We start from the raw sequence: 13379 nt of genomic DNA, 5'->3' as shown, positions 1-13379 counted from the left end.
GTCCAAAAAGGACGGGCGGGACGCCCATCCCACAATAACAATTAAAATTGTAAGTTATTTAATTCGCGATCCTTAGTCGTAAATTTTATTCCCGATCGCCAAACTTGCCGATCGAGTTTCATTTTTCTGTTTTCTGTTTTTTTCTACTGTGCCGAATTCCGGCGCGCAACGGCAAAAAAAACCGATCGAACCCAGCTAAATACTTAAATCATTTTATACCACCGATCGACCTTGTACAAATATCGGTTTTGCGTCCAACAGCCGCTGCTTTATCAGTTACGAAGCCTGTGGCGTATCGCTGACACTCGATGCTTGCGTGGCGGACTCGGCAGATCGATATCCGTAGAAATCTATCCGGTAGTCTACAATTTTGACACCCGTTTGCTCTTGGATTAGCTCGATCAAGTCGATCGGCAGTTCCACATGAACGTCGAGAATCTGAGCCGTATCAAGACAATTGACGTGAGAGTGAGAGTCGCTGACATTGCCGTACAAGCGTCCCTCCGAGCGTTCTATGCACTCAATAATCCCTGCTTTCGACAAAGCTTCTAGATTTTGATACACAGAAGTATGCCCGATCGAATGCGCTTGTTTGTTGAGGCGATCGTAAATTTCGCGAGCCGAGAGGTGTTCTTTTGCCTCCCACAAAAGTTCTAGAATAAATCGACGCTGGCGGCTCAAGCGCATTCCCATCGCCTGACAGCGGTTTAAAGCATCTTCTAATGAACTAATTGGTTTCACAGCTACCGCCTTATAAAGCCTGCTCGATTTTTTATTCTGGTACAATATTGCACGCCTACATATCCACTAATTCTAACGCAGGGTTGCCCAACAGTAGAAGGTAGAAGGCAAAAATATCGAGTGAGTGAATTTTTTCTAGTTGCTGCTCAACTCCGGCTGCCAGCACCCCCAGACAATTATCCCCCTCAGAAATATTGCTTTGATTCTATCTTCTACTGCCAAAACTCCTAGTTCGAGGATTTGATGGCGTTAACCAATAACTTGGCGATTTCCGAGAGTTGCTTTTTGTTGAAAGTTTTGAGCAAAAGCTTGACTACCGCCTTCGGTTCGGCTGGAAGTGCTACTTGCTTCGAGGCTGCTGCTGGGGCTGCTGGAACGGCTGGGGGGCTTGCCTCTGCTGGTTTTGGGCTTGCTGCCAAAAGTAGCAAATTTTTACTCGGAACGATCGTCTTGACTTTCCCCACTTGTACTAAATCGCCAGCTTCCTTGAGTTCTTTGATAATCAACGGAGCTAAGATTTTATAAGAGTTTTTGGGATTAACGATCGCAGCTCTAGCTGTTTTTACTAAATTTTGCCAAGTCTCAATTTTACCTCCCAACTTATAGAGGCGAACGCACACAGCCGTCAACTCAGAGCGACTAGCAGCCGATTCTTTCTGCTTGAACACCTGCAACATTTCTTTGAGTAAAGTCATGACTTCAACAGCAAAATTGGGCGGCACAGCGCCCGCTGTTGGAGCGGCGGGCGCACCAGACCCAGCAGCAACCGCCTGCACTTTGCCCGACGCCAATTTATCGAGGTGAGTTTCGAGTTGAGCAAAAACAGGCATCACCTGCTGCACAAGTTTTTCTCCCTCCTCATTCCTCAAGCCGAAAGGCCCCTCCAGTCGCCCCAGCAAGTCCTTAAGCGTATCAACTCCCTTTAAAAATAGGGATTCTGCCGTTTGGTCAACCTGCTTGACGGGCCCGTCCTTGAGCACCTTAAAACAATCTTCCAAGCGGTGAGCGGTTGTTTTAATACTATCTAAGCCAAGCATAGCCGCCCCTCCTTTCACGGAATGGGCGGCTCGAAACATCTCTTGGACGCTTTCGGGGTCTTTCATCGTGGACTTTAAATCCACTAAACCATTTTCTAGAGTATCGAGGTGCTCCTTAGCCTCCTCTATAAACAAACGCATAATTCGGTCTTGCTGATCTGACACGACAGTCCTCCTAACAATCTGTGCACCCTCCAGAAAGCACCCTCTTCGCGGGAGGAAACACGACTCCTGCCAAAAGTCGGAAGCTCCCATGCAAAACATTCTAGCCTGCCTCAGCTAGCAGACTCAAAATACGGGTGTGAGGGCAATCTTAGCTCTCAAACTGCTGCGGTGGAGATTGAGCCTAGAGTTCTGAGGGAGTATCTGGAGCGACTTCAATACCCATTCCTTGTTTCATCATCTGCTGAGTCGTAATCAAGTCGTTTAACTCCTTGACTTCGACGCCGATGTCTTGGCAAGCCTGTTTCAGTTCCCGCTCGAAGGTGTTGAGGTCGCTTCCGTAGCCGCAGAGCTTCGCGGCTGTGGCGATTCCTTGTTGGGCGTTAGCTTTGGCGCAGTCGATCAATTCAAGGCCTTTGAGGGGTTGGGAGGATGCCATAATTTCAAGCCACAATTTATCTTTTCTCCCACTCTACCTAGAACGTTGAGGTCGATCGATCTATCGAAAGGCATGAAAAATTCTGCCTGTGCTGCGTGTTGCCAATTCATAGTTACTTTTTGGGATTTCCTGCCAAGATAGCAGTAGTTGGGATTCTCTAACCCTTACTGTGCGTAAATTACACTAGATTACTGTGAAAAATGTTTCCCAATGTAAAATGCACTGGGTCTGGAGCGTCCGGCACCGCCTGTTTGTGTCTTTTCTCTTTGCTATGGCAGTTGCTGTGTTGCTGCCACCTGACTATCTCCCCTGACTCGGACGCTGTGCATTTGGAACGCGGGCGCCGTCAGTTTCCTGATTTTGACTTGGATGCTGATGCTGCAAGGCACTCCCGAATTGATGCGCCACCACGCTCAGCAGTTGGATGCTGGCCACTTAACAATCTTAAGTACGATCGTGGCAGCGGCTTGTGCTAGCTTGTTAGCCATCTTCTTTTTGCTGCGCGATCCCAAAGGCCTGTTGCCGAATTTGCTATTTCTGCACTTGGGGCTTTCTGTCCTAACAATTGTTGGGTCTTGGATGCAGGTACACACTATCTTCACGATGCACTATGCCCGCAGCTACTACAAAAACCGCAGCAAGCAGCACGGCAGTTACTTACAGGCGGAGGGTTTGGATTTTCCGGGCGACGAGGAAGCAGATTACAAAGATTTTTTATATTTCTCCTTTGGTATTGGCATGACTTGCCGGCGTTGCAGACGTGCAGAGCACTTCTCGTTCCACGAGGTATCTGGTCCTTTTTCACAGCGTGCTGTCGTTCTTTTTTAACACCGCTATTCTGGCTATGAGCGTCAATATTATTGCTGGATTGAGTTGAGAGGATTAAGTAGCAGTGGTATGATTTAGAGTATGATGCGGAAACTTTCATCCTAATAATAGTTAGGTGGTAATTGCTAAATTGAAGTAGTCCAACCATCGGGAAGCTCACTTACATCTTCTAGTAGGAAGTTTGCGTACACGAATATTCGGACATCATCGTAGAGATCGCTAAGAACACGTTTCCGGGCACCGGATTTGTCCCACGGTTGAAGATCGGAGTCTAGCTCACAGAAACCAACCCAGGGATGCCCCTCTGCCTGTAATTCTTCAGATTTAACTATCACAGCCGCCAAAACAGCTAAGTCATAGGGTTTAAGGGAGAGATCATCCATTGCACCGATAGATATTTGGCGCTCCAGCATTGGCTCTGAAAGCGGAAAGACGTTGAGACTAGGATGGTTCGCTAAGTCATTCAATCGTTCTGAAACTTTCGTCAGTTCATTTGCCACTAATCCATCAAATAGAGCAAATACCCGACGTGCTGCATCCGCATCCTCAGCGGTCACTCGACCTTCATCTGTTGCCCATCTCACAAATTTGCGTAAATCATCAGAGCGAGAGCGTGGGGAAAACCTTCGAGGTACGGTTTCACGTGCTTCTGTAAGGCATATTGCAGGCACATATAACTTAAACTCACCAGCCTGAGCACGTTGGAGCAACTGAATAGCCTGTGGACTTTGCAAGTGTGCTGGAGCAATAACATCCACTACCCAATTTGTTTCCACTAAAACTGCTTTGGGTTTCACTTTGCACTCTTACTCCATCTAGGGCCAGCAGCCCTCACTTCGCCAATTCGGAGAAGGCTGATTATTTGTTCGCCAAGTAGGTTTCTTAAGTCATTTGGGAAGTTGTCCATACTGGCAGTCAGCTTCAGTTTCTCAAGCCATCGCTGAACTCGCGATTCAAACTCACTCGCAGGGTTTCCCTTCCATTGCTCATCTGCAGGTGGTAGCAAAGAATCTGGAAGTTGCGCTTCACCAACTACATAAATTGACTCACCATTATACTTTTCTAAGGAGTCGCGGAGGAGAATCACACGCTCACCAGCTACGACAAGTCCAACTGAACAACCAATAGATGCCATAGTATGTTTAAGCTGTTCAATAGCACTTTTAGCGATACTGATGTGTTTGAATTTTACCTCAACAAGCATTAGATATTCGCCATCTTGACTGGTCACAATAATATCGGGATATTGGAATGTTTTTATCATCTTTCTTCCCCCTTGGAAACCCCCACCATATCTGTACCCAGATTGGTGGTGGGAGGAAAAGGGGGGCGGGGTCTAGGCAACATAAGCGTAGCCATCCTTTTTGTGAATGTGTATGCAGTATTTGTGACTAATTCCTTGAACTAGCCCATCGGTTGTTGAGATGTTGAAACTTCCAGTGGCACGAGTAGCTACTCGACCCACGTAAGTCCCAACCTTCTTCCCAGAGGTAACATTGGCTTTTACAATGTCACCTGTCTGAAAACCTTTGTGGAATTTGGTTCTAGAACAATAACGAACTGGAAAACCAAACTTGTCTGTGCGGCATTGCTGACGGGTTCCATGCCCTTTAGCGGCAATCAGTAAGGGCTTGACGACCTTTGTGATTAACCGTTCTGGAGTAGATGCTCCCACGCAAGCCGCGTCCCAGTAATGCGTCTTGTCTAAACCTCGAATCGTGCGGTTGTACTTTGTGCGACCCCCTGTGCCAACTTCAACAGGTAAGCCTGTTTTTTTAAGGTTTTCGTACAGATTCCATCGGGTCGCATTAACGGCTGCCGTATCAGCCAAGGGTTTTTTAGCTTGTGCCAAGATTCGTTTGAGCAAGTCAGGTTTACCTTTGAGAAAGTCTTTGATATCCTGATTACCCTTTTTCTGATTACAAGGGACACAGGCTAAACACAGGTTGCTGACTCGGTTTGAACCTCCTTTTGACCGAGGTTGAATATGTTCAATCTCAAGTCGGGTCTCTTTTACACCGCAGTAAGCACAAGTTCTGTTCAACTTGGAAAGAAGAAACTCACGAATTTCGTATCCGGCTAAAGTTCCTTGTTGATAACCAACCCCGCTAATTTCGGAGCTTTCCATCTGTTGTGTGTCAAATCTGACCAATTCTTGAGAAATGGCAGTAATTCGACACAGTGCAGATAGTCGTTTAACCCAAGTCAAAATATTAGCAACGCGACTGTTTAAAGAGGGTGGTAGCCAACCCTTTAGTCGAGTGCGGTTGAGAAAGCGTGGTTTGCGATATCGCGTCTTACGGTTACGGCGTGACCGTCGTAATTGACGGCGTGAAGTTAAAGCATCCCGAATTTGGAAGCCACGATGTTGTAGTTCAGCTATCCAAACAACTTCGCCTGTGGTATCGTTGACCAGCGCTATTCCAGTGGTCTTGGCACCCGGATCGATCTTTATTTGCAGTGGTTCAACTTGAGAATTTAACACCTCCTCTTTCAGTATTAGTGTGAAGGGATAGCTGCGAAGTACAGCAGCTTTCCCTTGAGCTAACAGCATTCTCGCTCTACCTGGATGAATAGGATTGAGAGGCTGTTTGTTGGTGTCCAGAACGAAAACTTTACTCACGAGTGAGTCTCCTTGCGGGTAATGTTAGCCTTGACAATGTTTTAGAAGTTTGTCGCGTCAACGACACTGACTTCGACCCGATATGTCTGTTTAATCGTTGACCACAGAGCTACAGACTGGCTTCGTATCCGTAGGTGTGATGGCTTCTAAAACGAAGTACACAAGGTACTTAGTCGGGTAAACTCTGGGCTTCTCTTAAAAGCCCCCGCTAGATTCGGTACTCCGAATTAGCGGCGGGTAGTTTACGGCATTATATCGCAGCGAATTTATTTGTTATGCAGTAAATTAACAATTGTCCTAGGCAAAGCCTAACAAAATTATAACTTGAGGGGATTCAAATTACCGCATTCAAATGTCAAGACACGGATAATCAATTGAGCTACCCAGTTGATGAGAATGTCAAGACACGGATAATCAATTGAGCTACCCAGTTGATGAGACAGAAATTTTCATGCTGATTCTCCCACTCGCATTCGATCGCCCTCCATTCCCCGACACTACAGCAAACGGGCGATCGCACGCCCCCCTTCTGCCAATCTCAAAATTTCCTGACATTTTTATTGCTAAAACGAAGTCATTACGAGTATGATTTAACAAGAAGCAAAACAGACCAACGCCATGAGGATCGAAGAAATACCCCTCAACCAGATTCGCCGCCCCCTGCCGCGAGTCAACGACCAAACCAAAGTCGCCGCCCTCATGGAATCCATCCGCGAGGTAGGTTTAAACGAACCCATCGACGTGCTAGAAGTAGATGGACAGTATTACGGATTTTCCGGCTGCCACCGCTACGAAGCTTGCCAGCGTCTCGGTTTAGAAACTATCCGCTGTAAAGTACGCCGAGCTCCCCGTGCCGTGTTGCAGATGCACCTAGCCTGAGCCTCTCAACAGAAATTCACGACAGGCAAAGATATTCGATCGACCATCACTAATAACAAGCTAAAAACCTATGACTACCAACAACCACAAACAACATCTTTACCCTACCCGCATCGATATGTCAGCAGCCACCCGCTCTCAAGTAGTCGGGCTGCTCAACGCCACGCTGGCAACGACTCTGGACTTAAAAACTCAAGTTAAGCAAGCTCACTGGAACGTTAAAGGCATGGACTTCTACCAGTTGCACTTGCTGTTTGACGAAATGGCAACAGAACTCGAAGAATACATCGATTTGGTTGCCGAACGGGTCACAGCTTTGGGCGGTTTGGCTGTAGGAACAGTCCGCACAGCAGCCGCAGATTCCATCCTGCCAGAGTTTCCTTTCGACATTTTAGACGGGAAAGAATATGTGACGGCTTTGGCCGATCGCTACGCGCCCTACGCCCAACACCTGCGAGTCGCCATCGGCAAAGCAGACGAACTCGGCGACGCCGATACAGCGGATCTCTACACCGAAATTTCGCGGACAATTGACAAGCGTTTGTGGTTCCTAGAAGCGCATTTGCAAGGTTCTGCGACAACTGCAACAGCCGCCCCCGAAAAAGTTGCCGTCAAATAGCCACAAAAACAGTTGTGGGGTGGGCGCCCGAGCCCGCCCCACAGATGTATTTCCTTAAGGCTCGTGACAGTTTACGATCGAGAATATGTCCATTTATTAATTTGGATGAGTTTTTCGTGACTGCCAATATTCCAGATTATGCTCTTCAACTGCAACGCCTGATGGAACAGGCGGGGCTTTCGAGCGATCGAGAACTCAGCCAAAAAGCAGGAGTTTCCGAGATCCAGCTAAGTCGCCTGCGTCGCGGTTTAGCTTTGCAAACCCGAGCCGACATCCTGCTCAAAATTAGTCAAGCTTTGCAAATTTCCTTACCCGAACTGCTCGCAACCTTGGCGCCAAACTATGTAGAGTTAGAAAAGGCACCACCGACAGCCCTAGAACAAGAATATCAGCGCCTGCAAGCTTCGATCGAACAGCAGCGAGAATCTTTGATGCAGGAATTCCAGCTATCTAGCGTGCAAATTTTAGAATCTTGGATGTTGCAGTGGCCGACGGCTGCGAGCAAAGCTCAGGAAAATCACAACTTGCGGGCTCAGAAACTACTGCCCTTGCTGCGGCCCGTCGAGCAGTTATTGGAGCATTGGGGAGTGGAGTCGATCGCCCCAGTCGGAGTCCAGATTCCCTACAACCCCCAAGAGCATCAGCTCATGGAAGGAACAGCCGAGCCCGGAGAACCCGTCAAAGTCCGCTACACAGGCTACAGACAAGGCGAAAAACTGCTCTACCGCGCCAAAGTTAGCCCAGTTTGATTAATACCAGAAGGCATTCGGCAGAACAAAGATTGTCCCTATCTCAAAATTCACTCCCGGCGAAGCGCTGCGACTGCGATCGGCGTTACGATCCGCGACGAACACCATCTTTTGCACTCAAAACTATTCTCCCGCTCTCAGGCTCTGGCGCTTTCCCACTCTCTTATTTGGATCGGAGTCCATCTCGCAGCTATACTAGCCTAGTCTGGCTAGAAATTCTGACATTCCCACCGCAAAATATGAGTCCTGTAGTTAAAATTATTCAGCCCTCTGGCATTTTAGACGGCACCAAGGCAAGTCAATTCCGCCAAGAGATTAGCGACCTAGTGGAAGCGGGAGCTGATGTGGTATTGATAGACTTCACTGATGTGACATTTATGGATAGTTCTGGTTTGGGCGCTTTAGTCTTGGCACTCAAAACAGTCCGGGCCGCTGGGAGTCAATTAGTTGTCTGTTCTATCAACGAGCAAATCCGCATCTTATTTGAACTCACCAGTATGGATCGAGTTTTCGAGATATTTCAGAACCGCGATGCTTTTAATAGCAAAATTCTCTCAACTAACTAAATCTTTGGGCTGCTGCCTTCTTGCTATTTGGTCGCAGATGCAATGCAAGAAGTCAGCTAGCCAAAGTTTACCTTGAGTAAAGACCAATCATCATCAAAAACTGCTTTAGCGTTCAACTTTTGAATGTAGTTCAAAACCAGCTCTAACTGGTCGGCACTTGCACCGTTGTAAGCTGCTAACAGGTCGATGAAAGGGTCAAGCCCCCAGATATTGCCGTCAGGTTGGTGGATCTCGTATACCCCGTCGCTAAAGATGTAGAGAGTGCTCAAATCCTCGACATCGCAGCAATTATCGACATAGGGGGCGTCGGGGAACATCCCGACCGGCATTCCGGGGGTTTTTAATCGCTGGATTTTAGCGGTGCTCGCAGGGGACTGGGAAATCAAGACGGCTGGTGGATGGCCGGCGCTGGCATAAACTAGCTGGCGAGAAATGCGGTTGTAAACGCCGTACCAGATGGTGAAATACTTGTCATTTTGGTAGCTCATCTGGAAGGTGGTGTTCAGGGCGCGCAAAACGTCGCTGGGTTTGTAGTAGTCTATGTTTGGGAGCGTGCGCGATCGCAGCAAATTCAGCACGGCCACCGAAGGCAGCGCCGCCCGCAAACCGTGACCGGCTACGTCTAGCAAGTAAATCGCCAAATAATCGGCATCTAGCCAGTTGTAGTCGAAGCAATCTCCCCCCAACTGCCGGGAGGGAATGAATTTTGCTTCGATGCTGATAGGTTCCGTCATCGGATCTGGCAGCAGCGATTGCACGTACTCGGCGGCCTCGGCTAACTCGGCTTCCAGACTTTGCTTGGCTATTTTCAAATCTCGGCTGAGTTGGTGCAGCCTCAATCCCGCGCGTACTCTCGCCTGTAACTCGTTGAGTTCGATCGGCTTGGAGATAAAATCGTCGGCACCTGCGTCGAGCCCTTTGACTCGATCGGCGATCGAACCCAAAGAAGTCAACAAAAAGAATTGTGTAGTTGACAGATCCGGATCTGCCTTAACTCGACGGCAGACATCGATGCCGGTCAAGCGCGGCATGATCCAATCGCAAATTATCAGGGCCGGACGCAATTTTTGCGCCTGGGCTACACCGTCTTCGCCATTGCTTGCTACTGTTACTTCGTAACCCTGTTTTTTCAGGGTTCTTCTCAGCAGTTCTTGAACAGCCGTATCATCGTCAATAACCAGAATTTGAAACATGGGCACTTAGGTACTACAAGTTTTTCAAGGTCTGGGGGTCATTTAAAATATATCCTGTCAGCGCCCTTGTCTGAGATTGAGTATAGTTGATTGACATCGCTTTCGAGGTAATTGCTTTTGAGGGCGGGTCGTTGAGTTCAATTTACGTTAAAATTTGATAGAAATTTGGCGCGATCGAACTTCACTCAGTTTATACTCAGAATATAAATTTTTATAGACTTTTATTTCCCACAGGCGCTGGTTGACATGAAAATGCTATTTATGGTATAGTGGCTAACCGATTAGTGGATTAGACATCGATCGACGGCCCACCAAAGCTAGTATCCTCAAACTACCATTCAATTTTGCCGCCGTTATACTTTGTCTCGTTGTATTTTATCTGGTTGTATTTTGTCTCGTTGTATTTTGCCCACGGGCCGATGAAGAACTTGTGTGGTGAGCGTGATTGAATTAAAGGGTTCCGAAAAGTTGCCGATGCTAAAAAAAGCGGATCTTCAAGTCAATACAGGTCTGAATGGATTAAGCTGGGTTTTGTCGTGGTTTGCACAATTGTACGACTCGCGAATTCCTACAAGTGTGTGGATCAGGTGTCAGTTGGCTTTGGCTGAGGGCTTTACGAATGCGGTGCGTCACGCCCACAAGGGCAAACCAGCGGATTTGCCTGTGGAGATTCAGGTGGCGGTATTCGCTGAATCTTTAGAGATTAAAATTTGGGACTCGGGCGATCCGTTTGATTTAGAGAAAAAAATCCAAGATATTTCGGAAAAAGTCGATGTTCACTCTCCGGGCGGGCGGGGCCTAAAATTGATCAAAGACATCGCAGACAGTATTAGTTACGAGAGAATGGCTGATGGACGGAACTGTTTGTCGATGGTCAAAAATTATTCGCCCTGTATCGACGCTCGAAAATAACACTAATATTTTTAGCGGGTAAGGGTTGAGGGTAGCCTCAACCCTTCCCTCAGAACCCAGGGTGACTCTTAAGCGGCTACGCAGCTTATGATCTTTTGATTTGACTGCTTCGCTAGATACTGGCAGTTCCCATAGCATCGGTATTTCCGGTTCTTCCGTACTTATTACCCTAAAATATTATGGCACTGCCGTCCGAAGCAGATTAACTCGCAAAGGAGGTAATCTCGGTGAGAGTCCCTATTGGCTTAGGATCGCGAATTAAATAACTTACAATTTTAATTGTTATTGTGGGATGGGCGTCCCGCCCGTCCAAAAAAGACGGGCGGGACGCCCATCCCACTTTCAAGAGTGGAAGTTATTTAATTCTCATTCCTTAGATTTTCTCAAACGGTTCACAGGCGGGGATGAGGCAGAAGTCTGATTTTTTATTTTAGCAAATTAGTTGGCTTCTAATCTGAGTAAGATTAACGAGAGAGCGGATTAGCTGGAGAACCAATCCGAAAAAGGATCGTAAAAACATTATCATTCAATAATAAACGATTCCCCAAAACATCATCGCCATAATCATATTGGTTATTTTGCCAATTCAGGGATAGGGTAGGACTGTTGTAGTTATTTTCCAGTTGCCAACTTACACTAGCACCGTAGAGAGAGCGAGTTGAGTTTTTATCGATGGGGGCGATATAACCAGACAGAGTGAGAGTGCTTAGAGGACGGATGGTTAACTCAGCCAGTAAGCGATCGTCGTAGGAATTGGGTAGGATATCACCAAAATAGTTGGTCAAACCCAGAGAAAAAATTCCCCAATTTACGCGAGCGCTAACGGCAACTTCACTAGCTGGTGAAATACTAAGTACATCACCAATTCTTGTTTCTCGATCGAGAGCATAATTAAAGCCAGTTGATAAGGTTAAATTGGCCTGCCTACTGAAGGGAAAGGTTTTGGCTACACTCCCCCAAAGTTGGCTGTAATAATCGCGATCGGGGTTGAGATAACCAATTGCACCGCCCCGAAAACTCCAATTGTTTAGCGTGTTTCTCGTGTAATCAGCACCGACGTAGAGTTTGGGATTTTCTGAAGCAATCACACCCGTATAGTATCGCAGGATATCTTCGACTCCTGTCCAGTTTCCGGTAAAGCTGAGATGAGGATAGTAAGAGCTTTCTTCCCGATAGATACTTTCTCTAACAAAGTTGACATCTTGCTGTAAAAAGCTTAAATAAACTTGGGCATAAAAATTCTGCAAATTGGCCGTAGAATACTGATTTTGGTTAACTGCTGAGAATAACTGTACATTGCTATTTGCTCCACCTTCTCCACCAGCACCTACAAGGGTGACTTGTGGCCCTGTTGGATCATAAAAGGTTCGACCATCTTCAATATTGCGATCGATCACGGGAGAAAGACCGAGCCAAAGGCTATTATAATTCGCTCTAGGAACTTGACTTAAGCTGGTGACATTAGGCGTTAAACTTTCTGCCCGTCCGAGTCCGGCGGAATATATCGTAAAACTACTGCTGGGTAAACGAGTATTATTAGCCGCTAAAAATAAGTTGCGGTTGATATTAGTATTAACTGGATTTTTACTGCCTTCTAGGTCAGGAATGACATCGGGTAAAATTTGCGCCCCCGCTTGAATTGCCGTATTGAGCCAGCGATTTTCATCATCAACAAAGAGAGTAAAGCCTCGAATAGTCCGTCCTAAAACGGCTTCTCGATCATTGGCTTTAACAACTTGACGAACACGGGAAACAGTACCTGCAATCGTATAGTCAACTTCTTCTTTTCTCTCAACTTTTGTTTTTTGGGATTGGCTGTTTCCCGGATAAGCACCCGAATTGGGAAAATAAAAATCGACACCAATCGGTTGACTGCTGGTTCCCCCTTGAAAGCCTGGAAGCTGCATAAAAGCCAAAGTTTCTGGTTTGAGAACCTCCCCAACCTGAGACGTTTGAAAGACGCGGGTAGGTACGAAAAATTCGGGATCTATACTATTGCGATCTATCGCTAAACCTGGGGTATAAGTACATTGTTGGTCACTGGGAGTATTGGGAAAAATACAAGCCCCCGTTAAACTCATTTGAATTTCTAACCCCGTCATGGTTTGGGGTGCGGTAGTTGTCGTTGTAATTGTTCGTTCTAGGGGAACAGTCCGCAGTTGAAAATAAGTGCCTTTTTGGTCTACTCTATAAATATTATTTCGGCTTAAACTTTCACTGACTCGACTGTTAAGTTTGAGAGTGCCATTAAAAAAAATATCGCTGTCTGTGGTGTCAGCAAAAGTATGGAAACCACTAAACTCCCATTCAGTTAGATGGCTGATGGGAATGTCATTGAGAGGTAAAGTAGTCGTGAAGGGGCTAAGTTTTTCGTCGGGCGCGATTCGAGGTGGAATAATGTAATCGGGGTCAGTAGATGGCACAGAAGGTTGGGGTAATCCGTTAGGATTATTAGTTGACTGGGGTTTTGTGGGTTGAGGTTCAGAGGGTAAATTTTGGGATGAGGGTTCCAATTTTGTAGCAGAAGTAGACCAGTTGGGTGTTTCTGATAAAGGGGTGGCTTGTGGAAGGTCGGAAACGCTTGGAGCGCTTCGAGATGGAATAATGTAATCGGGGTCAGTAGATGGGGCA

The 13379-nt window shown here is 46.8% G+C and carries 15 protein-coding genes; 7 read left to right on the top strand and 8 right to left on the bottom strand.

Annotated features, from left to right (window positions below; all coding sequences use genetic code 11):
• Positions 1–276: 276 nt before the first annotated feature.
• The 3 genes from QUB12_RS10490 to QUB12_RS10480 form a co-directional block, all read right to left on the bottom strand.
• Positions 277–741 (bottom strand): Fur family transcriptional regulator, encoded by a 465-nt coding sequence (locus QUB12_RS10490; RefSeq protein ID WP_333147636.1) that lies wholly within the window; start codon positions 739–741, stop codon positions 277–279.
• 227 nt (positions 742–968) lie between these two features.
• Positions 969–2042 (bottom strand): Hpt domain-containing protein, encoded by a 1074-nt coding sequence (locus QUB12_RS10485; RefSeq protein WP_333147634.1) that lies wholly within the window; start codon positions 2040–2042, stop codon positions 969–971.
• A gap of 82 nt (positions 2043–2124) precedes the next feature.
• A complete protein-coding gene (locus tag QUB12_RS10480) occupies positions 2125–2379 on the bottom strand; it encodes a hypothetical protein (protein ID WP_333147632.1) in 255 nt (84 codons plus the stop codon).
• Between the two features lie 369 nt (positions 2380–2748).
• Here QUB12_RS10480 and QUB12_RS10475 point away from each other — a divergent pair, with 369 nt between their 5' ends.
• Both QUB12_RS10475 and QUB12_RS37555 read left to right on the top strand, forming a co-directional pair.
• Positions 2749–3207 (top strand): DUF1345 domain-containing protein, encoded by a 459-nt coding sequence (locus tag QUB12_RS10475; RefSeq protein ID WP_333147639.1) that lies wholly within the window; start codon positions 2749–2751, stop codon positions 3205–3207.
• A complete protein-coding gene (locus QUB12_RS37555; RefSeq protein WP_445252015.1) occupies positions 3170–3256 on the top strand; it encodes a hypothetical protein in 87 nt (28 codons plus the stop codon). The genes QUB12_RS10475 and QUB12_RS37555 overlap by 38 nt, the downstream gene beginning before the upstream one ends.
• 76 nt (positions 3257–3332) lie before the next feature.
• Here the strand turns inward: QUB12_RS37555 and QUB12_RS10470 are convergent, their stop codons facing one another.
• The 3 genes from QUB12_RS10470 to iscB all read right to left on the bottom strand — a co-directional run bounded on the left by QUB12_RS10470 (position 3333) and on the right by iscB (position 5830).
• The gene (locus tag QUB12_RS10470; protein ID WP_333147630.1) at positions 3333–4004 is read right to left on the bottom strand and encodes a hypothetical protein; all 672 of its coding nucleotides are present in this window, start codon (positions 4002–4004) and stop codon (positions 3333–3335) included.
• Positions 4001–4471 (bottom strand): type I restriction enzyme HsdR N-terminal domain-containing protein, encoded by a 471-nt coding sequence (locus QUB12_RS10465; RefSeq protein ID WP_333147628.1) that lies wholly within the window; start codon positions 4469–4471, stop codon positions 4001–4003. Before QUB12_RS10465 ends, QUB12_RS10470 begins: the two co-directional genes overlap by 4 nt.
• A gap of 72 nt (positions 4472–4543) precedes the next feature.
• Positions 4544–5830: an RNA-guided endonuclease IscB gene (iscB, locus tag QUB12_RS10460; RefSeq protein WP_333147626.1), complete on the bottom strand. Its 1287-nt coding sequence runs from the start codon at positions 5828–5830 to the stop codon at positions 4544–4546.
• A 618-nt stretch (positions 5831–6448) separates the two neighbouring features.
• On the opposite strand from iscB, the gene QUB12_RS10455 reads away from it, so the two are divergent.
• From QUB12_RS10455 to QUB12_RS10440, 4 genes are all read left to right on the top strand, one after another.
• On the top strand, positions 6449–6709 hold the full coding sequence (locus tag QUB12_RS10455; RefSeq protein ID WP_190733544.1) for a ParB N-terminal domain-containing protein: 261 nt from the start codon (positions 6449–6451) through the stop codon (positions 6707–6709).
• 70 nt (positions 6710–6779) lie between these two features.
• Positions 6780–7328 carry a DNA starvation/stationary phase protection protein Dps gene (gene dps / locus QUB12_RS10450; protein WP_333147622.1) on the top strand — a complete coding sequence of 183 codons (549 nt, stop codon included), beginning with the start codon at positions 6780–6782 and terminating at the stop codon, positions 7326–7328.
• Between the two features lie 44 nt (positions 7329–7372).
• Entirely contained in the window at positions 7373–8077 is a 705-nt protein-coding gene (locus tag QUB12_RS10445; RefSeq protein ID WP_333147620.1) for a helix-turn-helix domain-containing protein, read from the top strand.
• A gap of 239 nt (positions 8078–8316) precedes the next feature.
• Positions 8317–8643: an STAS domain-containing protein gene (locus QUB12_RS10440; RefSeq protein WP_333147638.1), complete on the top strand. Its 327-nt coding sequence runs from the start codon at positions 8317–8319 to the stop codon at positions 8641–8643.
• Between the two features lie 56 nt (positions 8644–8699).
• Here the strand turns inward: QUB12_RS10440 and QUB12_RS10435 are convergent, their stop codons facing one another.
• The gene (locus QUB12_RS10435) at positions 8700–9836 is read right to left on the bottom strand and encodes a SpoIIE family protein phosphatase (protein WP_333147618.1); all 1137 of its coding nucleotides are present in this window, start codon (positions 9834–9836) and stop codon (positions 8700–8702) included.
• 432 nt (positions 9837–10268) lie between these two features.
• On the opposite strand from QUB12_RS10435, the gene QUB12_RS10430 reads away from it, so the two are divergent.
• Complete coding sequence (locus tag QUB12_RS10430) at positions 10269–10748, top strand: anti-sigma regulatory factor (protein WP_333300324.1); 480 nt, start codon at positions 10269–10271, stop codon at positions 10746–10748.
• Positions 10749–11212: 464 nt separating this feature from the next.
• On the opposite strand, the gene QUB12_RS10425 is transcribed toward QUB12_RS10430, so the two are convergent.
• The gene (locus QUB12_RS10425; RefSeq protein WP_333141687.1) at positions 11213–13261 is read right to left on the bottom strand and encodes a hypothetical protein; all 2049 of its coding nucleotides are present in this window, start codon (positions 13259–13261) and stop codon (positions 11213–11215) included.
• Positions 13262–13379 lie beyond the last annotated feature (118 nt).

The organism is Microcoleus sp. B7-D4, assembly GCF_036705125.1.
GTDB lineage: Bacteria > Cyanobacteriota > Cyanobacteriia > Cyanobacteriales > Microcoleaceae > Microcoleus.
This window is presented reverse-complemented; position numbering and strand designations above follow the sequence as displayed.

Coding starts and splice junctions, on each gene's coding strand:
- QUB12_RS10485 (WP_333147634.1), bottom strand. CDS start 2,042: ATGTTTTGCATGGGAGCTTCCGACTTTTGGCAGGAGTCGTGTTTCCTC.
- QUB12_RS10480 (WP_333147632.1), bottom strand. CDS start 2,379: ATGGCATCCTCCCAACCCCTCAAAGGCCTTGAATTGATCGACTGCGCC.
- QUB12_RS10475 (WP_333147639.1), top strand. CDS start 2,749: ATGCTGATGCTGCAAGGCACTCCCGAATTGATGCGCCACCACGCTCAG.
- QUB12_RS10465 (WP_333147628.1), bottom strand. CDS start 4,471: ATGATAAAAACATTCCAATATCCCGATATTATTGTGACCAGTCAAGAT.
- QUB12_RS10455 (WP_190733544.1), top strand. CDS start 6,449: ATGAGGATCGAAGAAATACCCCTCAACCAGATTCGCCGCCCCCTGCCG.
- dps (WP_333147622.1), top strand. CDS start 6,780: ATGACTACCAACAACCACAAACAACATCTTTACCCTACCCGCATCGAT.
- QUB12_RS10445 (WP_333147620.1), top strand. CDS start 7,373: ATGTATTTCCTTAAGGCTCGTGACAGTTTACGATCGAGAATATGTCCA.
- QUB12_RS10440 (WP_333147638.1), top strand. CDS start 8,317: ATGAGTCCTGTAGTTAAAATTATTCAGCCCTCTGGCATTTTAGACGGC.
- QUB12_RS10435 (WP_333147618.1), bottom strand. CDS start 9,836: ATGTTTCAAATTCTGGTTATTGACGATGATACGGCTGTTCAAGAACTG.